General features: G+C 69.2%; 20 protein-coding genes, 2 tRNA genes, 1 pseudogene and 1 riboswitch. Of the genes and pseudogenes, 7 read left to right on the forward strand and 16 right to left on the reverse strand.

The genetic code is table 11. The features are described from left to right. The 13 genes and pseudogenes from PGN12_02075 to PGN12_02135 all read right to left on the reverse strand — a co-directional run bounded on the left by PGN12_02075 (position 1) and on the right by PGN12_02135 (position 10,692). Positions 1-399, reverse strand: coding sequence for a peptidoglycan endopeptidase (locus PGN12_02075; protein MEH3102678.1), 399 nt, complete (start codon positions 397-399; stop codon positions 1-3). Beyond that, positions 396-1,199 (reverse strand): DUF2163 domain-containing protein, encoded by an 804-nt coding sequence (locus PGN12_02080; protein MEH3102679.1) that lies wholly within the window; start codon positions 1,197-1,199, stop codon positions 396-398. Before PGN12_02080 ends, PGN12_02075 begins: the two co-directional genes overlap by 4 nt. Further along, positions 1,196-3,126 (reverse strand): annotated as a pseudogene (locus PGN12_02085) (DUF2460 domain-containing protein). Before PGN12_02085 ends, PGN12_02080 begins: the two are co-directional and overlap by 4 nt. Then, positions 3,126-3,680: a tail tape measure protein gene (locus tag PGN12_02090; protein ID MEH3102680.1), complete on the reverse strand. Its 555-nt coding sequence runs from the start codon at positions 3,678-3,680 to the stop codon at positions 3,126-3,128. Before PGN12_02090 ends, PGN12_02085 begins: the two are co-directional and overlap by 1 nt. Further along, a complete protein-coding gene (locus PGN12_02095) occupies positions 3,673-3,891 on the reverse strand; it encodes a phage tail assembly chaperone (protein ID MEH3102681.1) in 219 nt (72 codons plus the stop codon). The genes PGN12_02090 and PGN12_02095 overlap by 8 nt, the downstream gene beginning before the upstream one ends. Beyond that, positions 3,888-4,202, reverse strand: a complete 315-nt coding sequence (locus PGN12_02100) for a gene transfer agent family protein (GenBank protein MEH3102682.1) — start codon at positions 4,200-4,202, stop codon at positions 3,888-3,890. Before PGN12_02100 ends, PGN12_02095 begins: the two co-directional genes overlap by 4 nt. Then, positions 4,199-4,582, reverse strand: a complete 384-nt coding sequence (locus PGN12_02105; GenBank protein MEH3102683.1) for a phage tail protein — start codon at positions 4,580-4,582, stop codon at positions 4,199-4,201. Before PGN12_02105 ends, PGN12_02100 begins: the two co-directional genes overlap by 4 nt. A 450-nt stretch (positions 4,583-5,032) precedes the next feature. Further along, entirely contained in the window at positions 5,033-6,004 is a 972-nt protein-coding gene (locus PGN12_02110; GenBank protein MEH3102684.1) for an IS110 family transposase, read from the reverse strand. A 311-nt stretch (positions 6,005-6,315) separates the two neighbouring features. Next, on the reverse strand, positions 6,316-7,635 hold the full coding sequence (locus tag PGN12_02115; GenBank protein ID MEH3102685.1) for a terminase family protein: 1,320 nt from the start codon (positions 7,633-7,635) through the stop codon (positions 6,316-6,318). Continuing rightward, the gene (locus PGN12_02120; protein ID MEH3102686.1) at positions 7,632-8,105 is read right to left on the reverse strand and encodes a hypothetical protein; all 474 of its coding nucleotides are present in this window, start codon (positions 8,103-8,105) and stop codon (positions 7,632-7,634) included. Before PGN12_02120 ends, PGN12_02115 begins: the two co-directional genes overlap by 4 nt. Positions 8,106-8,594: 489 nt before the next feature. Continuing rightward, positions 8,595-8,668: transfer RNA gene (locus tag PGN12_02125), tRNA-Gly, on the reverse strand. Positions 8,669-8,726: 58 nt separating this feature from the next. Beyond that, positions 8,727-10,106, reverse strand: a complete 1,380-nt coding sequence (locus tag PGN12_02130) for a DEAD/DEAH box helicase (GenBank protein ID MEH3102687.1) — start codon at positions 10,104-10,106, stop codon at positions 8,727-8,729. A 112-nt stretch (positions 10,107-10,218) separates the two neighbouring features. Then, positions 10,219-10,692, reverse strand: coding sequence for a hypothetical protein (locus PGN12_02135; protein MEH3102688.1), 474 nt, complete (start codon positions 10,690-10,692; stop codon positions 10,219-10,221). A gap of 81 nt (positions 10,693-10,773) precedes the next feature. On the opposite strand from PGN12_02135, the gene PGN12_02140 reads away from it, so the two are divergent. From PGN12_02140 to PGN12_02150, 3 genes are all read left to right on the forward strand, one after another. Further along, positions 10,774-12,237 (forward strand): FAD-binding oxidoreductase, encoded by a 1,464-nt coding sequence (locus tag PGN12_02140; protein ID MEH3102689.1) that lies wholly within the window; start codon positions 10,774-10,776, stop codon positions 12,235-12,237. Positions 12,238-12,319: 82 nt separating this feature from the next. After that, positions 12,320-13,087 (forward strand): SapC family protein, encoded by a 768-nt coding sequence (locus PGN12_02145; protein ID MEH3102690.1) that lies wholly within the window; start codon positions 12,320-12,322, stop codon positions 13,085-13,087. Positions 13,088-13,101: 14 nt separating this feature from the next. After that, entirely contained in the window at positions 13,102-13,650 is a 549-nt protein-coding gene (locus PGN12_02150; protein ID MEH3102691.1) for a cytochrome b, read from the forward strand. 287 nt (positions 13,651-13,937) lie between these two features. Here the strand turns inward: PGN12_02150 and PGN12_02155 are convergent, their stop codons facing one another. After that, the gene (locus tag PGN12_02155; GenBank protein MEH3102692.1) at positions 13,938-14,789 is read right to left on the reverse strand and encodes an N-formylglutamate amidohydrolase; all 852 of its coding nucleotides are present in this window, start codon (positions 14,787-14,789) and stop codon (positions 13,938-13,940) included. Positions 14,790-14,920: 131 nt separating this feature from the next. Here PGN12_02155 and PGN12_02160 point away from each other — a divergent pair, with 131 nt between their 5' ends. The 3 genes from PGN12_02160 (at position 14,921) to PGN12_02170 (ending at position 17,660) form a co-directional block, all read left to right on the forward strand. After that, positions 14,921-15,298, forward strand: coding sequence for a response regulator (locus PGN12_02160; GenBank protein ID MEH3102693.1), 378 nt, complete (start codon positions 14,921-14,923; stop codon positions 15,296-15,298). 73 nt (positions 15,299-15,371) lie between these two features. Continuing rightward, positions 15,372-15,446: transfer RNA gene (locus PGN12_02165), tRNA-Val, on the forward strand. Between the two features lie 384 nt (positions 15,447-15,830). Continuing rightward, positions 15,831-17,660, forward strand: coding sequence for a diguanylate cyclase (locus PGN12_02170; GenBank protein ID MEH3102694.1), 1,830 nt, complete (start codon positions 15,831-15,833; stop codon positions 17,658-17,660). A 180-nt stretch (positions 17,661-17,840) separates the two neighbouring features. Here PGN12_02170 and PGN12_02175 read toward each other — a convergent pair whose 3' ends face one another. Together PGN12_02175 and PGN12_02180 are read right to left on the reverse strand one after the other, a co-directional pair. Beyond that, positions 17,841-18,872 carry a methionine synthase gene (locus PGN12_02175; protein ID MEH3102695.1) on the reverse strand — a complete coding sequence of 344 codons (1,032 nt, stop codon included), beginning with the start codon at positions 18,870-18,872 and terminating at the stop codon, positions 17,841-17,843. A gap of 26 nt (positions 18,873-18,898) precedes the next feature. Next, positions 18,899-19,882, reverse strand: coding sequence for a DUF1852 family protein (locus PGN12_02180; protein MEH3102696.1), 984 nt, complete (start codon positions 19,880-19,882; stop codon positions 18,899-18,901). Between the two features lie 121 nt (positions 19,883-20,003). Continuing rightward, positions 20,004-20,227, reverse strand: a riboswitch (cobalamin riboswitch). A 200-nt stretch (positions 20,228-20,427) separates the two neighbouring features. Between PGN12_02180 and PGN12_02185 the strand changes: the two genes are divergently transcribed. After that, positions 20,428-21,195: a hypothetical protein gene (locus PGN12_02185; protein ID MEH3102697.1), complete on the forward strand. Its 768-nt coding sequence runs from the start codon at positions 20,428-20,430 to the stop codon at positions 21,193-21,195. Position 21,196 lies beyond the last annotated feature (1 nt).

Genomic DNA, 21,196 nt, shown 5'->3' on the forward strand with positions numbered 1-21,196 from the left:
TCACCCTCCCCGTGGCGTCCAGCGCCACGCTGTCTCGATCGGCCACGGCACCGCCCCCGGCCGCGCCACCACACGCCGCGCCACCGCATCGGCATGGATGATCCCGCCCGGCGCGCGGATCGCGAGATGAAGCTGCGTCGCCGCCACCCGGCACAACAGCACGTCGCCCGGCCGCGCGCCGTCGCAGCGCACCAGCTCCGCCGGCACCGCGCCCCCCGGCAACCGCCCCCGCGCCACCGCATAGTCGCGCGGCACGCTCACCACGGCGCCCGCACGCCACAGCGCGACCGCGACCAGCCCGACGCAATCGAGCCCCAGCGCCGGGTCGCGCCCCTGCAGACGGAATCGCACCCCCACCAGTTGCTGCGCGGCGGCGAGCACCCGCTCGCCCGCGCTCATCCGCCCGGATAGCGCGTCAGCAGGTCGACGCCCGGCAGATGCGGCTCGCCACGAAAGTTCGCGACGTTCGCGAACCGCGCGGCACAGGTCGCCAGCCGCCGGTCGCACCCCTCGACCAGCTCGATCAGCACCCCCGCTTCCGCCACGAACACCGGTGCGGTGCGCAGCGTCAGCACCGCGCCCGCCGAGCGCTCGATCGCACTCGCCAGCCCGGCGTTCGCTCCGCCGAACCAGCGCAGCACGCCCTCGCCATAAGCATCGTCGACCGGCTCGCCGCGATCCAGCGTCACCTCCGCCCCCGCGCACGCAAGCACCCGCGCGAACCGCCGCCGCGCCGCCATCGCCACCCGGCACCGCGCGTCACCCAGCGTCGCGCGGCACGACGGCGAGGTGACCTCGCTCACCGGCCGCTCCAGTTGCGCCTGCACGCCGCGCAGCTCGGCGGTGAAGCCCTGCTCGGTCAGTTCGACCTCGCCGATCCGCCCCTCGCCCAGCGGCACCGCGACCGCGGCGGGATCGCTCCAGTCGACCGCGACGATCACCACGCGTGCACCGTCCCAGCGCTCGGCGAGCAGGTCGTCGCGCCGGAACGCGCCGCTGCCCAGCGCGCCGCTCACCTCCATCGTGTCGGCGTCCAGCCCCTCGCCGCGCACGATCGCGGACGGCACCATCCCCGGCGCCGCGCGATAGCGCACGCCCGCCACCTCCAGGTCGCGATCGTGATCGGTCAGCGCCAGCATCACCCCGTCGCGCCGCTCGACACGCCAGCATAGCGCCTGCGTCAGCAACTGATCGCTCATGCCTCGCGCACCTCGATCAGCGGCACCGACGGCGCGGCACCCGCCAGATAGGTCGCGCGCGTCACGCTCAACTGATCCTCGGCAAAGCGCACCGGCACGTCGAAGTCGAACGACGCCGCCACCACCACGCCCGCCGCAGGCGCCGCATCCAGCGTCACGATCCCGCCCGCCGCCAGCGTGAACGCCCCCGTCGCCACCCCGCCGACGGTCACGCGCACGCTCCCCGCCACCGGCCGCGTGATCCGCCGCGTCGCCGCGTCATAGCGTCGCACCAGCGCGAAGCGCCGCGTCACGCCGTCGCCGGTCCCGATCGTCTCGCCCGTCGCGCGCCAGTCGAACGGATCGCGCAGCCGGAACCCGCGCGCCGCCCCCAGCCGCGCGCGATAGAAGGCGAGCAAGGTCGCCACATCCGCCTCGCTGCGCACGCCCGGCCCGACGTCGTAGCGGGTCCGCGCCTCCGCCCAGCCGACCTGCCGCGTCTCGCGCCCGCCCGCGCTCGTCGTCACGCCGGTCGAGAAGGTCGGCGTCACCTCCGCCTCACGCCCCAGGGCGAGCGGGAACATTACGTCGTCGAACGCCTCCACCGCATCCTCCTCCTGCCAATAGACCAGCCCGTCGCGCAGCATCTGCGGCAGCGCCCAGAGATAGACGCGCGCCACCCCGCGCGCCTGCGCCGCGCCCGCCGCCGCGACGATCGCGCGCCATTGCCCGCGATCCACCGCGCGCAGCACGAACCCCGCGAGATACTCCTGCTGCGTCACCGGATCGCCACCGGCGCGAATGCCGCCTTCGCATCGTCGTCGTACAGGCACGGCCGCCCGTCGGGCAGCACCCACCACCACGGCTCGCCGATCTGGAAGCGCGGCGTGAGCCCCGCGGCGACACCGATCGCGACGAACGCCAGCGCGATCCCGCGCAGATAGGCCATCGCCGCCGCATTGCCGGGCGACAGCAAGGTCGACGGCGGCACCCACCCGGTCAGCGCGGGTGATCCGTCCGCCGCGCGCTGCTTCCACGCCGCCGGGCAATGCGCGTCGAACACTTCGTAGGACAGCGACCAGATCATGTCATAGCCCAGCGCCTTCGCGCGCGTCGCGAGATCGCGATGCCATGCCGCGCACGCGACATTGATCGTGCCCACGACCATCCCGCTGTCGAGGCGGAAATAATGGCTCATCCCGACATAATGGACGATCGCGCCGCGATAGCCGAGCTGTAGCGCGTTGCGCAGCAATCGCGCCGGCGTCAGGTGATAGCTGTCGTCATAACCGCTCGCGATCCGCAGATCGTGTTCGGGCAGCACGACATCACCGACCGTCAGCACCGCCCCGGCGCCGTCGCAGGCGATCTCGCTCAGCTCCGCCCACGCCTCGACCGGCTGCGGCAATGCACCGCCGGCCGGGTCATAGCCCGGCGCGACCAGCGACACGAACAACCGGTCGATATCGCCCGCCCACACCGGATCGCGCTCGCCCGGCAGCAGGAAGCCGCCGTCGACCGTGCCGAAGTCGATCGACACCCGCGCATCCTCCGGCGTGCCGCGCGCATAATTCCACAGCCGCACATACCAGGCGCGCGGCACGCCATTCGCGTCACGCCCCTCGATCGTCAGCACCGGACCGTTGACCGCGTCGAGCGCCAGCACCCCCGCCGACCGCCACCGGAACGACAACCGGCACCCGCGATAATCCCGCGCCGTGTCGTAGCGCAGCAGCGGATGGTCATGCCGGTCCGCGCTTTCCCAGATCAACCCGGCCAGATCGTCGCGATGGTAGAACACCGCATCGACGCGCAGTGCATCCGCCGCCACCGTCGTCACCGCGGCCATCATCGGGCGCGGGAAGTCGACGGTCCAGTAAGCGGGATCGAAGCGCGTCATTACCCCCGTCGCCTGCGCGGCGCGCCGCTCGGTCAGCCAATACGCCATCACTCCGCCTCCATCAGCGCGGCCCGGATCGCGCGCGCGACCTGCCGGCTCGACCGCGCCATCGCCTCGGGCGCGCCCGCGCCACCGGCGTTGATCGTGATCGCCACCCGCACGTCGCGCGCACCGCCACCACCCGGCACCGCCACCTGCCCGCTGGTCGTCGGCACGAACACCTCCGGCCCGCGCTCGCCGACCAGATAGGCACGCCCCGGGCTCACCGGCCCGCCGGTCGCGCGCCCCGGCAGGCCGAGCAGCCCGCCCAGCACCCGCGCCACCCCGCCCGAGCCGTCCCCCAGCACGCTCGCGACCCCGTCCTTCAGCGCCGCCATCGCGATCTCGCCCAGCGCGTGCAGCGCCACCGACTTCAGGTCGTCGAACCCCAATTTGCCGGTCCGCACCGCGCGCGCCAGCGCCGCCTCGACCGATCGCCCCGCGCGCTCCGCTCCCCGTCCCAGCCCGTCCTCCAGCGTCGCGCGCATCACCGCCACGTCGCGTCCAAAGCAGCCGGTGTCGGCGCGCACGCCGATCACCAGCCGCTCGATCTCGTCATCCATCGGGAAAAGCCTCCTGCATCGCCGCGATCGTCGCGGCATCGGGGGGCGTCGTCGGCTCCGGCGCGCACGCGCGTACCAGCGCCGCCAGTTCCGCGGGCGTCGCGCGCCAGAAATCGTCGGGCCGCCATCCGAACACCGCTCCCGCCAGCCCGGCGAGCCGCCGCGCCGCTTCGGCGAAACTCCTGACTGCCGCCTCGGCGAACGTCGTCATCGCCCGGACAAGATCTGCGTCAGCAGCACCTTCAGCGCCGGTGTCGCCGCGCTCACCCCCGCCGCCACCACCGCCTCGCCCAACGCTTCGCGCGTCAGCGCCGGGGGCGCTTCGTGCCGGCAGTGCCAGAACAGGCCGACCAGCTCCTCCAGCCGCAGCAGCCCCTCGGCGGCCCGCTCGACCAGCGCGAACAGCGGCCCCAGCTCCTGCTCCGCCGCCACCAGCGCCGCGAAGGTCGGCCGCAGCACCAGCATCTCCCCCGCGACGCGCAACGCCGCCTCGCCCCGAACGTGATTGGGCACCGGGTTCATGCGCTCACCACCGGCCCGGAGCTTTCCAGCGCGAGCGTGTAGCTGCGCTCACCATTGTAATCCCCGGCATAGTCGAGCCGCGTCACTAGGAACCGCCCGGTCATCGTCTCGCCGCTCTCGAAGGTCAGCCGGTAATCGTCGAGCGTCCCGGCCAGCGCGCTCGCCTTGACGCGCTGCTCCGCCGCCGATCCGGTGAACACCCCCGCCGCCGCGACGCTCACCGACCGCACCCCCGCGCCCGACAGCAGGTCGCGCCACCCGCCCGAATCCTTGCTGGTGATCGCCACCGCCTCGCCGTTGACGCTGAGCTGCGTCGTGCGCACCCGCTCGGGGCGCAGCGCGAACAGCTCCACCACCTGCCCGTTGCCGTCGCGCAACACCTGCACGAAGGCATTGCCGTGCAGCAGCAATTGCGCCGCCACCGCCTCCAGCACCCCGCGGCCGCCCGCCAGCGCGCGCAACCGCGCATCGCCGGCATCGAGCGGCGCGCCCTCGACGCCCTCGGCGACCAGCTTCACTGCGCGCTGCGCGATCGCATTCGCGCAATAACCGGCGCGTACCTGCGCCTCATAGCCCTGCGGCCACTCCCCGACCGGCCGCGCCACGCCACCGACACGCCCCAACGCCGGACGCGCCGCTGCGCGCCCGGACTTCCATCCGAACCAAGCCATGTGATTTCTCCGAGAAGGTTATCTCAAGAATGCCGTTCGTGCTGAGGAGGCATCGAGCGACGCCGAGATGATCGGGTGAACATGCCCCAGGCATGTTCACCCGATCATCGTCTCGAAGCACGTGATGAAGCGCAACAATCGCCCGCTACCCCACCGTCATCAACTCAGTTGCGCGGCATCATCGCGGATTTTAGCGTTGGCGATGGTGATGAGTTTTCGCATGGCGGCGGTTAGGGCGACGATGGGTTTTTTGCCGCTGTCACGGAGGCGCTGGTAGAAGGCCTTGATGTCGGGCGCGAAGCGGACGGCGGAGAGGGCAGCCATGAAGGTGACGCGCCTGACCTCCGGGCGGCCGCCGCGGGTGCGGCGATAGCCATCGACGGTGCCGCTTTGGCGGGGATGGGGTGCAAGGCCGGCGAGGCTGGCGATCTGGCGCCGTCCGAGCGTGCCGAGTTCGGGCAGGAGGGCGATGAGCGCCGCGGCGGTGGTCGCGCCGATGCCGGGGATGGTGCGCAGGACGCTGGCGGTGCGGGCGAGTGATGCGCAGCCGGCGAGCAGCGCCTCGATCCGGGCCTCGAGCGCGGCGATGGCCTGGTCGTGCGCGGCGACCAGCGCGCGCAGCTCGGCGGCGACCGGGCCGGCGCCGGGGGCCTTGAGGCGGTTGGTGCACGCGGTGCGGGCACGGACGAGATCGCTGCGGGTGTTGACCAGCGTCGCGAGCTCCTGGCGGTGTTCATCGCGCGGGTGCCAGCGGTCGAGGCGCTCGTGGCGCTCCTGCCCGTAGCGCGCGAGCGCACGGGCATCGAGCGCATCGGTCTTGGCCAGCGTTCCCAGCGAGCGGATGAACGCCTTGACGCGGCGGGCATCGGCACGGTGGATGGCATGGCCGGCGCGTGACGCCGCCGCGAGCAGCGCGGCCTCGTAGCCGCCGGTCGCCTCGCAGACCAGCAGGCGCCCGGGCGGCAGCGCGGCGGCAAAGGCGTCGAGCGCAAGCGGCGTGTTGGCGATGGTGGTGGCGCGGCCGGTGACGCTGTCGAAGACGGCGATGCCGGCCTTGCCGACGTCGCAGCCGACGAACCCGGTCGGCGTGGTGGCGGCGGCGTCAGTGGCGGGGTTGGCGGAGCGGGTCATGACGGTTATCCTCGGCGATAGCCTGCGATTGTCTGCGGGCGTCGTCGAGCGGCCCCTGCAACTCACCAGGCGTGACGGGAAGCGGGCAACCGACCGGGATGACGACGGGCGAAAAGCCCTATTGCGAGACGGCCCGGTTGCCCGCGCCCGGCATCAGGTGGCCACCTGATGCCGGGCATCCCGCTCATGCAGGACACCACCCCCCTACGTCATCTCCAACAGACAATTGCGAGCGTAGCGAAGCAATCCAGTACCGGATCAGGACGCCTGGATTGCCGCGCTACGCCCGCAATGACGAGGAGCCGTCCCCGCTAAACCGACCGCACCCGCACCTCACCCTGCCGGTCGAGCATCAGCGCGGTCAGCGCCCAGACGCACGCGTCCGCGCGATCCGGCGACCGCCCCGGCCCCTCATACCCACCCCCGGCGACCAGCCCGGCGAGTTCGTCCTCCAATGCCGGAAACGCCCGCACATGCCACACCCGCCCGCGCTCGTAGAGCGCCGCGACCGGCTCGGCGCGCGCCGCCTTGCCGCGTGTCGCATGGACCAGCCGGATCGGCAGTTCCGCCTGCGCCGCGCGCAGCACCTGCTCGACCATCGCGCCGCCCTGGTTCGCCTCCGCCACCACACGCTCCGCCGACACCCGCGCCGCGCACGCCGCCACCGCAGTGGCCCAGCGTTCGGGGCTCGCCCCCGTCACGCTGGCATCCTCCAGCACATAGCCATGCCCGTCGCGCCCCAGCCCGGCGGCGACGATCCCGCACGCATCGCCACCGACCCCGGCGGGCGGATCGACTCCCACCACCACGCGCGCCAGCTCCGGCACCTCACGCACGCGCTGGCGTTCGAGCAGCGCACGCGACCACAATGCCCCGGCGACATCGTCGATCAACTCGCCGTCCAGCTCCTGCCGCCCCAGCCGCGTTCCGCCATAGCTCGCCTCCATCGCCGCGACGAAGGCGTCGGGAAGGTGGACGTTGTCGCGCGTGCTTCCGCGCGTCACCACCGTCCCCGTCCCGGCGCAGACCTGCCGCATCAACGTGGTCGATCGCGGCGTCGTCGTCACCAGCACGCGCGGCAGCACGCCCAGCCGCAGCCCCATCGTCAGATTGTCCCAGGCGGAGGCATGGCTCCACTTCGCCAGCTCGTCGGCCCAGGCGAAATGATGCTCCGGCCCGCGCAATTTCTCCGGCGCCGCCGCCGAATAGAGCGTCGCGACCGCACCATTGCCGAACCGCACTTCGCCGCTCGACGGCCGCCACACCACGGCATCGTCGTCGCGCGCCACCGCGACGACGCCGCTCGGCCCGGCGACCATCACCTTGCGCGCATCCTCGATCGTCGCGCCGACCAGCGCGATCCGCGCGCCGGGCACCGCCCGCGCCATCGCGCCGACCCATTGCGCGCCGGCCCGCGTCTTCCCGAAGCCGCGCCCGGCCTGCATCAACCACACGCGCCAGTCGCCCGGCGGCGGCAACTGGCCGTCATGTGCCCAGAGCGGCCAATTCTGCACCAGCTCTCTCTTCGCATCGGCGCTCAGCGTCGACAGCACCGCGTTCCGTTCCACGGCGCCAAGGGTCGCCAGCTTCCGTACGCCGGCGATCCCGCCATACGGGTCCGCGCCGCTCACTCCGCGACCTTCGGGCGCGACCGCTTCGACATCGCCTCCAACCGCCGCACCAACTCACGCTCGGCCTTGGCGCGCGGGGTGTTGCGATCGGCGACCTTGCGCGGCGTCGTCGCCACGTCGATCACCGCCGGCGGCCGCCGCCCCAGCAGCAGCAACGCGGCCGAGACGTCCATTTTCGTGTCGGTATCGCCCAGCACCTGCCGCACCAAGGCGGCCTCCATCCGCTCATAGGCATCGTCCAGCGCCAGCCGCCATTGCGCGCCGAAGCTCGTGCTCCGCCGCCGCAGCGCATAGGCCGACCGCGCCGTCTTGCCCGCCGCCGCCGCCGCCTTGGCGACATCGCCAGCGATCGCGAAATGGTCGAGAAACGTCAGGCGATCCTCACGCGACCAGCGCTGCGAAGGTTTCGCCGCCCGCGCGACCGCGACGCTGGCCACCGACACGCCATCGGCTCCCGCTCCCTCACCCATCTGCACCCTCCCGCCCGCTGCCCCGCGCATCGAAACGCAAACGGGCCGGCGCGACCGGGGCCCGCGGCCCCGAGCCGCCCGGCCCGTTCACACCATCTCGATGTTCTCTGTTTGTACACAAACAGCGTGACGCTGTCAAGCGCCGGATGCACCCGGCGCTCGCCAGCCGGGATCGTCGCTCCCTCCGTGCGACCTTTGCCCCGTTCATGCCGAGCTTGTCGAAGCACGGGCCACGTCAACCGGCCGGTTCAAGCGTCATCCATCAACACTGAAGCGGCGCCACCACCCGTCATGCCGGACTCGTTCCGGCATCCACCGCTCCGCCAGCAGACGGGCGGTTGCTCTTGCGGGACGGTAGACCCCGGAACGAGTCCGGGGTGACGGCGGGAAATGGTTCAATCGGGATGGATCACACCGTAGCAGGCGAAGCGCAAACCGCTTTCCATCTCAGCGTTCACGCATGAACGGACATGTATCGGTATGGGGAAATGGAGCGGGTAACGGGAATCGAACCCGTGTATTCAGCTTGGAAGGCTGCTGTACTACCATTGTACTATACCCGCGACAGGAGTGTCCCTGCCACGAACCACCGCCGCCGGTCAACCCGACGAGCGGCGCTTGTCAGTAGCGCAGCCCGACACTCAGGAAGTCCGGCACCGGCCCGTTCCAGCCGCCATCGTCGGCAGCCTCGGCCACCACCGGTGCCCGCTCGCGCTCACGCCCGCCACGCGGGCGCTCGTCGCGATCCCGCCGCGACCGCTCCCGCCGTCGTGCTTCCTCACGCGGCTCGACCGGCGACGCTTCCGCACGCGCCTCGACCCGCTCGCGCCGCCGCCCGCGCTCGCGACGCGGGGCTTCCTCCGCAGGCGCAGCGGCCTCGGGCACCTCTGCGATCCGCGCGATCTTCTGCCCGGTCAGCTTCTCGATATTCTCGATATTCTCGGCATCGTCCGGCCCGACGAACGTATAGGCGACTCCGGTCGCGCCGCCGCGCCCGGTGCGCCCGATGCGGTGGACGTAATCATCCGGGTGCCATGGCGCGTCATAGTTGAAGACGTGGCTCACGCCCTTCACGTCCAGCCCGCGCGCCGCGACGTCGCTGGCGACCAGGATGTTGACGTCGCCCTTCTTGAACCGCTCCAGCTCGGCCAGCCGCGCCGGCTGGTCCATGTCGCCATGGATCTCGCCGCTGGAAAAGCCGTGCTCGCGCAGGCTCTTGTTCAGCTCGCGCACCGTCGTCTTGCGGTTGCAGAAGATGATCGCGGTGCGCACCTCCTCTTGCCCCAGCAGCGCACGCAGCGCCTTGCGCTTCGCGAACGACGGGCCCTTCACCGGCACCACCCACTGGGTGATGTTGATGTTGGTCGACGCGGGGCGCGCGACCTCGATCGTCTTGGGATTGTTGAGGAAGCGATCGGCCAGCTTTTTGATCGGCGCCGGCATCGTCGCGCTGAACAGCAACGTCTGGCGCTGCGCGGGGAGCTTGGTGCAGATTTCCTCGATATCGGGGATGAACCCCATGTCGAGCATCCGGTCGGCCTCGTCGATCACCAGCATCGAACAGCCGGTCAGCAGGATCTTGCCGCGCCCGAACAGGTCCATGAGGCGGCCGGGGGTGGCGATCAGCACGTCGACGCCCTTTTCCAGCGCCTTGACCTGATCGCCCATCTGCACGCCGCCGATCAGCAGCGCCATGCTCAGCTTGTGGTATTTGCCATAGGTCTCGAAGTTTTCGGCGACCTGCGCGGCCAGTTCGCGCGTCGGCTCCAGGATCAGGCTGCGCGGCATCCGCGCGCGACTGCGTCCGTGCGCCAGGATGTCGATCATCGGCAGCACGAAGCTGGCGGTCTTGCCGGTCCCGGTCTGCGCGATGCCGATGATGTCGCGCATCATCAGCACCGGCGGGATCGCGCTCGCCTGGATCGGCGTCGGCTCGGTATAGCCGGTGTCGCCGACGGCGCGGAGAAGTTCGTCGGAAAGGCCGAGGTCGGCGAAGCTCATGCAGATGTCCGGGCTGTCGGGTGGCGCGGCGTGGCGGTTCCCATCGCCTTCCGCGCTTCCCGATCCGCCGTCGAAAGTCAAGGAATTTGCGCCCCGGCCGCTCCGCAGCGGGCTATTTCTTGGCCTTGCGCGGGACCAGCGCGCGGAAGCGGGTCACCGCGCAATAGGCGCCCGATCGGGAGCGGATGCCGTCGCGGCGTGCGCACAATTGCCCATCCGCGGTCGGCTTCAGATAGAATCCGCGATAGAAATCAAGCGTCGGGCAATCGTCGTCCAGCTTGGCGCGGATCCGCCGCGCGCCCCCCACGACCAGATCGACCTCCCCCTCGCGCTCCACCGCCGCCCCGGTCAGCGCGCTCATCGCCACGCATTCCGGCCCTTTTTTCTCGTCCCAGCGTACCAGGGGCTGCGCCGGTGCGCTTCGTCCGCGCATCGGGGCGGGCGAGACGCGTGGCACGCGGATGATCAGGCGCTCGTGGATCGTCAGCTGCGCATATTCGACACCGTCCAGCTGCGGCGGGCTTGCCGACAGCACGAAAGGCGCCGCCGACACGAGCAGCAGAACGGACGGATTACGCAAGGTCATCTTGGGGCAGCAGCACTGACCATCGGCGGTTGAACGCGTGATGAATTGGACGCACATCGCTCGGCAGCCAAGAGAAATCGCATGACCCACGCCTTCGCCCCCTCCGCCGCACTTGATCGCCTCGCCGCCCGGCTCGCCCCGCACGTCGCGCCGCGGACGATCGTCACCGACCCCGATGCGATCGCGCCGCTGCTCACCGACTGGCGCGCCCGCTTCCATGGCAAGGCCACTTTGCTGCTCGCCCCCGCCTCGGTCGCGGAGGTGCAGGCGATCGTCGCCGCCGCCCGCGAGGAGCGCGTGCCGCTGGTGCCGCAGGGGGGCAACAGCTCGATGGTCGGCGGCGCGACCCCGCCCGGCGACGGACGCGCCGCGATCCTGTCACTGCGCCGCCTCGATCGACTCCGCACGCTCGATGCCGAGGCCGGGCTGGCGATCGCCGAAGCCGGCGTGATCCTCTCCAACCTCCACGCCGCGGCGCTGGAGCACGGCCGCCGCTTCCCGCTCTCGTTGGGCGCGAAGGGCGTCGCGACGATCGGCGGTCTCGTATCGACCAATGCCGGCGGCACGCAGGTGCTGCGCTTCGGCACGATGCGCGCGCTGGTCGCCGGGGTCGAGGCGGTGCTGCCCGACGGGTCGCTGTACGACGGCCTGTCCGCGCTGAAGAAGGACAATCGCGGCTATGACCTCGACCAGCTCCTGATCGGTGCGGAAGGGACGCTCGGCGTCGTCACCGCCGCGACGGTGCGGCTGGTGCCGGCGGTCGCCGCGCGCTGCGTCGCCTGGGTCGGGCTCGCCTCGCCCGAGGCGGCGCTGACGCTGCTGCGGCGCTTCCAGCGCGCCACGCCCGCGCTGGAGAGTTTCGAGCTGCTCCCCGCCGAATCGCTCGGCGCAGTGCTGACGCACATTCCCGGCACCCGCGCGCCGCTGGCCGGCGCGCACCCCTGGCACGTCCTGCTCGAGGTCACCGCCGACACCCTTGATGACGATCCCGCTGCGCTGGTCGAGCATGTCCTCGCCGCCGCGCTCGCGGACGGGCTCGCCGCCGACGCGACGCTCGCGGCCAGCGAATCGCAGGCCGATGCGCTCTGGCGGATCCGCGAATCGATCTCCGATGCCGAGCGCGCCACCGGCCCCGCCGCACAGCACGATATTTCGGTCCCGGTCGAGGCGATGCCGCGCTTCATGATCGAGGCTGCCGCGGCGTGCGAGGCGCGCTTTCCCGGCACGCACGCCTCGGGGTTCGGACACCTCGGCGACGGCAATGTCCACTTCCACGTCCGCGCCGCGCCGGGCACCGACCCAAGCCATTGGTATAGCGAACAAGTGCCAGTCGTCTCCGCCTTCGTCCACGACCTTGTCGTCGCGGCGGGCGGGTCGATCTCGGCCGAACATGGCATCGGGCAGATGAAGCGGCGCGAGCTGGAACGGCTCGGCCCGCCGGCGCGATTGTCGGCATTGCGCGCGATCAAGCGCGCCTTCGATCCGCACGAACTGCTCAATCCCGGGAAGCTCGTCACGCTTGCGCCGGACGCGCCCATTCAATAGCACCTGCGATGTCCGGGGGGGCGGCAGGACGTGACGTCCCCTTGCGCAAATACACACGATACCGTCCGTTCTGGAGACACTCATGGCCAGCGCGCCGCAACTTCCGCTTTTCTACAACGGCCTCGAACCGCTTTCGAGCGAGGTTCACGCCAATTACAAGGTGAAGCCGTCCGACACCGCGACGTTCCTGGTCAACCAGCATGCAATCCCGGTGACGGTCGAAGAATTTCCGTTGATCCAGCGGGACATGCCGATCGTCTTCTCGTCCGGCGAGGATGCCATTCCGATCGCGCTGATGGGCCTGAACGAAGGCGTGAACGTGTTCGTGTCGGAGGAAGGCCGGCTGCTCGACGAGACCATCTACGTCCCCGCCTATGTCCGCCGCTATCCGTACATGCTGGCACGCCTGCGTCCCGACACCGACGAGCTGTCGCTGTGCTTCGACCCGTCGTCGCCGACGATCGGCGCCTTCGAGGAGGGCGATGCGCTCTTCACCGATGGCCAGCCGTCGGAGCTGACCCAGAACATCCTCAAGTTCAACGAGAACTTCGAGCAGGCCGCTGCGCGCACCGGTCAGTTCATGAAGGAGATCAAGGAACTGGACCTGTTGATGGAGGGTGAAGTGACCATCCAGCAGGACGGCATCGAACAGCCGTTCGTCTATCGCGGTTTCCAGATGATCGACGAGAAGAAGCTGTCGGAGCTGCGCGGCGACCAGCTGCGCAAGATTTCGCAGTCGGGCATGCTCCCGCTGCTCTACGCGCACCTCTTCTCGCTCGCGCTGATGCGTGACATCTTCGCGCGCCAGGTCAAGCTGGGCAAGATGCCGCAGCCGCAGCTGAACGCCTGATCGAAAGGATGACGATGGCCACCCGGATACCCGTGACCGAGCGTTACTCGACGGTGGCCATCGCCTTCCACTGGACGATCGCCGTGCTGGTGATCGTCAACCTGATCGTCGGCATCGGGCATGACGCCGTGCCGGCGCTCCGGGCATGGATGCCGGGGCACAAGGCGATCGGCATTACCGTCTTGGCGCTCACCGTGCTGCGCGTCGCGTGGCGGCTGCTGCATCGCCCGCCGCCGCTGCCGGCCTTCACACCGGCATGGGAGCGGGGTCTGGCGCATGCGACGCACTGGGCGCTGTACGCCTTGTTGTTGCTGATGCCGCTATCGGGCTGGGCGATGGTGTCGGGTCCTGAGGGACGTCGCCCGCTGAGCTGGTTCGGTGTCACCGACCTTCCGTATCTGCCCGTCGACGCCGGTGGCGCGAGCGCCGGGCATGAAGTGCACGAGATCCTCGGCTGGACGATGCTCATCTTGGTGGTGCTCCACATCGCCGCGGCGTTGCGCCACCACCTGATCCTGCGCGACTCGGTCCTGCTCCGCATGTTGCCCCGCGGCGCACGCTGATCCGCGGCGCCCCTGCGCAGGCAGGGGCCCATGCCTGTCGATAATCGCGGGCCACCATTCGGGCCGGACCGCCGCCGCTGGGTCGAAACCCATCCTCTTCGGCGATTCACCGCACGCTTCGAACCTTTTGCAGCCGGGCTCTTGCAACCAAAAGCAGGCTCCCTAAGTTAAGCATGTACGGCGCTCGTGTCCCCCCTTTCGCGGGCCCGTATGACACGCTTCGGCGTGTCTCCTCCCTGAACCTTGGCCACCGGGTGCGTGCATCCGGTGGTTTTTTGTGGGCGCGGCTATTCGGCGGCGTCGGCGATCGGTGGGGCCGTCGCACCGTCGCTCAGCGCCTGCTCGGTCAGCGCGTCGATGATGGCACGGAGCATCCGCGCCGTCGCCGCGGCCCCCGCCCCCGGCTGGTCGAGCCGCCGGTCGAGATACAGCGCGCGGTCGATCTCCAGCTGGATCGCGTGGATGCCGATCTGCGGCGCGGCGTGGCGTTCGAGGATATGCCCGCCGGCATATGGCGAGTTGAGCATATGGTGCAGCCCCTCGCGCCCGAGCGCTTCCTCGACGCGCGCGACGAACCGTGCCCCGGCGGCGCGCCCGAACCGGTCGCCGATCACCACCCGCGCCCGCCCGCCCGCGATCGGCGGCATCGAATGGACATCCAGCAGCACCGCACAGCCGAATCGTGCGCGCGCTGCGGCCAGCACCTGCGACAGCCTCTCATGGTACGGCCGGTGGTCGGCGGCGATCCGCGCCTCCACCTCGGTTGCGCTCAACCGGCACCGCCACAATTCGCCCGCTGCGGCGGTGCGCCGCGGCACCAGCCCGATCCCCGCACGCACCTTGGCCGATCCCGACGCCGCCCGGCATGCCCCTTCGTCGATCAACGGGTCGCGTTCGTGCTCGGCGCGGTTCAGGTCGATCCACGCGCGCGGCAACGTCTGGAGCAGCAACGTCTCCGTGTCGCGTGCCGCCAGCGCGATCGCATCGACGTGGCGATCCTCCAGCGCGGCCAGGCTCGCCAGCGGTGCGCGCAGTGCCATCCGCAACGTCGGCGGATAGTCGCGCCCCGCATGCGGCACCGACAGCACCACCGGGCTTTCGGGCAGCATCTCGCCGAACATGCGGAAGGAACGCGTCATTCCGCCCTACCCTATGGAAGCCGCCGCGCTGCTGCAACGTGTCGTCGTGGAGCAGCCGTTCACCATGTCCGATGGTGGAAAAATCAACGTCCCTGGCGCATATAATGTGCCGAACGGGAGTTGTGGTTGCGATGATACGGATTCTTCTGGCCGAAGACGACGCGGTGATGCGCGAGTATCTCGGACGCGCGCTGGAGCGTTCGGGCTATCGGGTCACGTCGGTCGATCGCGGCACCGCCGCGCTGCCGTTGCTGGAAAGCGAGCGGTTCGATCTGCTGCTCACCGACATCGTAATGCCGGAGATGGACGGGATCGAGCTCGCGCAGAAGGCGCAGGAGCTGGCGCCGGGGATGCGCGTGATGTTCATCACCGGCTTCGCCGCGGTGACGCTGAAGGCGGGCAATGCGATGCCGCAGGCGCGCGTGCTGTCGAAGCCCTTCCACCTGCGCGATCTGGTGCTGGAGGTCGACCGCCTCTTCGACACCGGCACCGCGAACGAGTTGATCTGACGCTCCGGCAACAAAAGCGTAAAAAGCCGCTTGCGCCCCTCCGACCCACCCGTTAGAGGCGCACCCCTACGGAGGGCGTGTAGCTCAGTGGTAGAGCACTGTGTTGACATCGCAGGGGTCGCAAGTTCAATCCTTGCCACGCCCACCACGCAAGTCAGCTCTATCCGGTCATTTCGAGGTCACCCCTGGCCTGACCGGATAGAGCGACTGCGGCGCTAGGATCTGTCCGGCGCGGCCCATCGGCTGCGCGGAGATCGCGCTTCTCAGATCGGCGAAATTGCGCGACAGCGGCTCGTGTGTCGGTGTCCCGACTGCCCGCCGGTACGCCGAACCGGTGCCGTCACCGTGGCGCAGCGCCGCCGCGTTCCGTCGCGGCATCGCGATCGATGGTGGCGGCGGCATGATCCGCCTCAGGCCGCGCCCAACTCCGTGACGCCGACATGCGGCTCACCGCATCCAACGCCCCGCGTTAACCAGTTGCGAACAATGGATTCGTAGAGCGGATCAGCAATTTTGATCTGGATCAAAAGTCGTGTTCACTTCGCTGATATCTCGAGTGATCGCCATTGGCGGTCTGATCGCGGCAGCGCTGCTCTGCCTGGTGGCGGTTTTGCTACAGTCCTCGTGGAGCACACGCGAGAGTTTCGCCTGGGTCGGCCATTCGCAGCAAGTCATCGTTGCGCTGGACGAAGCGCTGGCAGAATTGCGCGAAGCCGAATCGGGGCAGCGAGGCTACCTCCTCACCCATGATGAGCGCTTCGCCGCGACCGTCGATCAGCGATTATCTGACGTGATGCGTCATTTCGATGATCTCGTCAGCCTCACCACCGACAATCCGCTCCAGAACGAGCGCGCCAGAGCGGTTCGCGATGCCGGATCCAGAAAGGTGGCATTCACGCGGGAAGCGATGCGGCTCGCGCGTCGCGGCGAGTTTGTGGTCGCTGCTCGCGGCATCGCCGGTGGCCGGGGCCGCGAACTGATGGCGCAGGTCGATCGGCAGGCCGGCGCCCTGCTGCAACGCGAGCGCGATCTGCTCGCGCAACGCGCGGACGACGCGGACAAGCGACTGACCTGGACCAAATATGTCGCGTTGGGTGGCGGACTTGTCGTCACAGCGCTCCTCGCATCACTGATCGCGACGATCTCGCTCGGGGTCCGCCGTCCGCTCGGCCGCACGCTCGAGGCGATGGAGGCGCTGGGACGCGGGCAGGCCGAACAGCGGCTGACGGCGCGCACCGGCTCGGACGAATTCGATCGGCTCGCGTCAGGGTATAACCGGATGGCGGATCGGCTCACCGAGGCGGTCGCCGATCAGCGTGAGACCGACACCCGGCTGCAAGCCGCGAATGCGGACCTGCTTGCGCAGCATGCCGCGTTGGAGGCTCGTGGTCAGGTGATCGAGCGGCTTGGCGAGATGGCGCATCGCCTGCAGGCGGCGCGTACCGACGCGGAACTCGCCCAGATCATCGACTGCTTCGTTCCGCAGGTCCTGCCGGGCGTCGCGGGCGCGCTCTACGCCCACAACAATTCGCGCAATTTGCTCGTGCGCCTGGCGGGCTGGGGCGTGAGCGACGATCTGCCGGAAAATTTCGGTCCGGACGATTGCTGGGCGTTGCGATTGGGACAGGGCCATGTCGTGCTCGGCGACGGGCGCGAGGTGGCATGCCGTCACGCCGCCGGCGACATGGGCGCCTATCGCTGCGAACCGCTGCTCGCCGGCGGAGAGGTCATCGGCCTGCTTTTCCTCAAGGGCGTGATCGGAAGCGAAGAAGCGTTCCGACTGGCGGCGCTGGGCGAGAACATCGCGTCGGCGCTGGTCAATCATCGCCTGCAGCGCGATCTGAAGGAGCAGACGGTCCGGGACGCGCTGACCGGGCTGCACAACCGTCGCTACATGGAAGAGGCGCTTCATCTCGAGATCGCGCGCGCTGCGCGGGCCGGATCGCCGCTGACCTTCGTCATGTGCGACGTCGACCACTTCAAGCGCTTCAACGATGAGTTCGGGCACGATGCCGGCGATACCGTGCTGCAGCTCGTCGGCGCGGCGATGCGCGAGCATTTCCGCGACGGAGATGTCGCATGCCGGTTCGGCGGCGAGGAGTTCGCGATCATCGCGCCCGGGGCCTCCGCCGAGGTGCTCATCCCCCGGATCGAGCGGCTCCGCGCGAACATCGCCGACCTTCGCCCGCGGCAAGGGAGCAAACTGCTCGGTCCAATCAGCCTCTCGTTCGGCATTTCCGAATGGCACCCGCCCTTTGGCAGGGAAAACGCTCCGCTGATCGCCGACGCCGACGCCGCGCTCTACCGCGCCAAGCGCGCCGGCAGAGACCGCGCGATCGTCGCGGAACGGCTGGCGGCGTAAGGCTGGTCGCCGTGACGATCGCTCCCGTCGCCACAGACTGACAAAGCGGCACCGTCCCGTCACCTTCCACGAACGCGCAGGCGGCGCGGCGAAATGGCCGCATCCGACGGAACCGCTACTGCACGGCTCCGTCGGTCTGTGGCCGATACGACGCGTTGATCTACGGGTCGGAACGGCGCCTCAACCGCCCAGTTCGGCGCGGACGATCGCCGCGCCTGCCGTCAACGCGTCCAGCTTGCCGCGCGCAACCGCGCGCGACAACGGCGCCATGCCGCAATTGGTGGCGGGCAACAGCTTGTCGGCATCCACGAAGTGCAGCGCGTCGCGCAAGGTCGCCGCGACCTGTTCGGGCGTCTCGACCGTGTCGGTCGCAACGTCGATCGCGCCGACCATCACCTTCTTGCCGCGCACCAGCTCGATCAAGTCCATCGGCACGCGCGAATTCTGGCATTCCAGCGAGATGATGTCGATCGCCGAGCGCTGCAGCTTCGGGAAGGTTTGCTCATACTGCCGCCATTCCGCACCGAGCGTCTTCTTCCACGCGGTGTTGGCCTCGATGCCATAGCCATAGCAGATGTGCACCGCCGTCTCGGCCGTCAGCCCCGCGGCGGCGCGCTCCAGCGTCGCGATCCCCCAGTCGTTGGCCTCGTCGAAGAACACGTTGAAGGCCGGCTCGTCGAACTGGATGATGTCGACCCCGACCGCCTCCAGCGCGCGCGCCTCTTCGTTCAGGATACAGGCGAACTCCCACGCCAGCTTCTCGCGACTGCGGTAATGGTCGTCGTACAGCGTGTCGATCATCGTCATCGGCCCGGGCAGCGTCCATTTGACGGGCCGGTCGGTCTGCGCGCGCAGGAAGCGCGCATCCTCCACGAACACCGGCGCCGGCCGCGCCACCGCGCCGACCACCGTCGGCACGCTGGCATCGTAGCGGTCGCGGATGCGGACGGTCGCGCGTTTCGCGAAATCGACCCCGCTCAGATGCTCGATGAAGGTGGTGACGAAATGCTGGCGCGTCTGCTCGCCGTCGCCGACGATATCGATCCCCGCCTGCCGCTGATCGTCGAGCGCCAGCCGCAACGCATCCTGCTTGCCGGTGCGCAGGTCCTCGCCCTCCAGCCGCCACGGCGACCACAGGGTTTCGGGCTGCGCCAGCCATGCGGGTTTGGGCAGGCTGCCCGCGGTCGTGGTCGGCAACAAGGTCATGGTCATGCGATCCCTTTCGTCGATGGTGCGGATCAAAGCCCGCAGGTCGCGGACCAGCGCGCCAGCGCCGCACCGTGCGGTTTGATGAGATGTTCTTCGGCGAACCGCCCCTGCTCGACCGCCAGTCGGCTGCGCTCCTCGCGATCGTAGACGATGCGGGTCAGCGAATAGTCCTGGTAGGAAAGGCTCGGCTGGTAACGTTCGGCCGCGGCCGAGTTCGCGTTATAGATTTCGGGACGATAGATCTTCTGGAAGCTTTCCATCGTGCTGATCGTGCTGGCGAGTTCCAGGGCGGAATACTCCGCGACCAGATCGCCGATGTGATAGAAGGCCAGCGGCGCGACGCTGTGCGGCGGCATGAAGTAGCGCGCCTTCATCCCCATCTTCGCGAAGTAGAGATCGGTCGCCGACCGCGTGTCGTTGCGATATTCCACCCCCAGGATCGGATGCGCATTCGCGGTGCGGTGATAGACCTCCCGGCTCGACACACTCAGGCAGATCACCGGCGGCTTGCCGAAGCGCTCGCGATAGGCGTCCGACCGGAGGAAAAGCTTGAACAGATTGCCGTGCAGTTCGCCGAATTGCTCGGGTGCCCCGCCGCCGTTCTGCGCGACATGCGCGGGCATCACGACGCTGAAATCGTAATCGCGGATGTAGGACGAGAAATTGTTGCCGACCATGCCGTCGGTGCGGGTGCCACTGCGCCGGTCGGTGACGATGGTATGCAGGATCTCGATCAAAGGAAAGGCGTGGTCGCCCTGCTCGTCGCCGATCCGCAACGCCGCAGAGATGATCCCGAGCGTCAGCGTGTAACGGTCGCCTGCCGGATTGTCCCAGTGCATCAGCGCGTTGAAGCGGCGGTCGATCATCGCCAGCGTCCTGCGCAGATTCTCGCGACGGCTTTCGCCGCGCGCCAGATTGGCGAAATTGGTGGTGACGCGCGTGTTGTCGGCGGGACGGTAATCCTCGTCGAACGGGATGCTGCTGATCGTGAAGGTCAATGCGTTGCTCGTCATGACACACCTGCTGTTGCGGGCAGGGGTCCAGGAAGAGCGCGCCAGGCGAAGACCGGCGCGGACGGCCTTACGCCACGCGCCATGCGTCGAGCGCGATCCACCGGAGGAACCCCCGTCCGAGGAACGTTATCGCGTCGCAGGCAGGTCTCCTGGCTTACGGGTCGACGCAGTGGCTCCGGCCTTCCCGGATGCCTTGCGAGCGTCCAGTGACACGAAATGGAGCCGCCGCTCGCCGCTTACAGTTGCGGGGGCAGCGCCGGAATTTGCCCCGAAAGACAGCACCGGCTTCCCGTCTTAGCCTCGTCGCCATGCCTGGAACGAGGAACCTCGACCGGGCGGATGAACACCATCGAGGACCCGCTGTCAACATCGACATAAAGATATCTTTATGTCTTTAAGCGTTGGCTGCGAAAATCATCTCGCCGCGTGTCGCCCGAACACGCCCGATCGTCACTTCACCAAAATGGGTCCTTACCGGACCTTGCCGCGCACCCAAGCGCGCGATAGCAAATCGGGTCCGCGGGGGCGGACGGGGGGATAGCCGGATGAAGAAGCGCGCACGCCTTGTCGCTGCGGCCATGACGCTGGCTGCGCTCTATCCTCAACCCGCCGCCGCGCAGGAACATACCGCGGTAAAGGCCGGTTTTGCGCTCCCGGCGAACAGCGGCAAGACGATCCTCGTCTTCCGTCCTGCCGTGCGGGTCGGCGCGCAATCGACCGGCGGCCTGTTCGAACCCAATGGCGACTGGACCGATCGCGCGCGCGCCAATCTTGAGGCCGCGCTCGCCGCGCGACAGGCGGCACTCGGCAACATCGTGCTCGCCGCGCCCGTCGCGTTCGGCGACGACGCCCGGCTGGTGGAGGAATATCAGGCGCTGTTCGGTGCGCTTTCCCGCGCCGTCATCGGATACCAGTTCTTTCGTGGCAACCGCCTTCCCACCAAGAAGCGGGAGAACAAGGCGGGTGTGTTCGACTGGTCGCTGGGCAGCGGCGTGTCCGCACTGCCCGGTGCGAAGGACGCGGACTACGCGCTCTTCATCTACGACAAGGATGCCTATGGCTCGACCGGTCGCAAGATCCTGCAGATCTTCGCCGCGCTCGGTCCCGGAATTCCGGTGAAGTCCGGCGAACATGCCGGCTATGCAGGGCTGGTCGACCTTAGGTCCGGCGACGTGGTGTGGCTCAACGCCGATCTGGCGATGGGCGGCGACGTTCGCACGCCGGAGGGCGCGCAGAAGCGCATCGGTCAGTTGCTCGAGGATTTTCCCGGCAGCACCGCCGCCCCGGCGGCACCCGCCGCGTCGACGAAATGAC

Origin of the sequence: Sphingomonas phyllosphaerae, assembly GCA_036946405.1 — a bacterium.
GTDB classification, from domain to species: Bacteria; Pseudomonadota; Alphaproteobacteria; order Sphingomonadales; family Sphingomonadaceae; genus Sphingomonas; species Sphingomonas phyllosphaerae_D.

Coding starts and splice junctions, on each gene's coding strand:
- PGN12_02075 (MEH3102678.1), bottom strand. CDS start 399: ATGAGCGCGGGCGAGCGGGTGCTCGCCGCCGCGCAGCAACTGGTGGGG.
- PGN12_02080 (MEH3102679.1), bottom strand. CDS start 1,199: ATGAGCGATCAGTTGCTGACGCAGGCGCTATGCTGGCGTGTCGAGCGG.
- PGN12_02090 (MEH3102680.1), bottom strand. CDS start 3,680: ATGGATGACGAGATCGAGCGGCTGGTGATCGGCGTGCGCGCCGACACC.
- PGN12_02095 (MEH3102681.1), bottom strand. CDS start 3,891: ATGACGACGTTCGCCGAGGCGGCAGTCAGGAGTTTCGCCGAAGCGGCG.
- PGN12_02100 (MEH3102682.1), bottom strand. CDS start 4,202: ATGAACCCGGTGCCCAATCACGTTCGGGGCGAGGCGGCGTTGCGCGTC.
- PGN12_02110 (MEH3102684.1), bottom strand. CDS start 6,004: ATGACCCGCTCCGCCAACCCCGCCACTGACGCCGCCGCCACCACGCCG.
- PGN12_02120 (MEH3102686.1), bottom strand. CDS start 8,105: ATGGGTGAGGGAGCGGGAGCCGATGGCGTGTCGGTGGCCAGCGTCGCG.
- PGN12_02130 (MEH3102687.1), bottom strand. CDS start 10,106: ATGAGCTTCGCCGACCTCGGCCTTTCCGACGAACTTCTCCGCGCCGTC.
- PGN12_02135 (MEH3102688.1), bottom strand. CDS start 10,692: ATGACCTTGCGTAATCCGTCCGTTCTGCTGCTCGTGTCGGCGGCGCCT.
- PGN12_02140 (MEH3102689.1), top strand. CDS start 10,774: ATGACCCACGCCTTCGCCCCCTCCGCCGCACTTGATCGCCTCGCCGCC.
- PGN12_02145 (MEH3102690.1), top strand. CDS start 12,320: ATGGCCAGCGCGCCGCAACTTCCGCTTTTCTACAACGGCCTCGAACCG.
- PGN12_02150 (MEH3102691.1), top strand. CDS start 13,102: ATGGCCACCCGGATACCCGTGACCGAGCGTTACTCGACGGTGGCCATC.
- PGN12_02155 (MEH3102692.1), bottom strand. CDS start 14,789: ATGACGCGTTCCTTCCGCATGTTCGGCGAGATGCTGCCCGAAAGCCCG.
- PGN12_02160 (MEH3102693.1), top strand. CDS start 14,921: ATGATACGGATTCTTCTGGCCGAAGACGACGCGGTGATGCGCGAGTAT.
- PGN12_02175 (MEH3102695.1), bottom strand. CDS start 18,872: ATGACCATGACCTTGTTGCCGACCACGACCGCGGGCAGCCTGCCCAAA.
- PGN12_02180 (MEH3102696.1), bottom strand. CDS start 19,882: ATGACGAGCAACGCATTGACCTTCACGATCAGCAGCATCCCGTTCGAC.
- PGN12_02185 (MEH3102697.1), top strand. CDS start 20,428: ATGAAGAAGCGCGCACGCCTTGTCGCTGCGGCCATGACGCTGGCTGCG.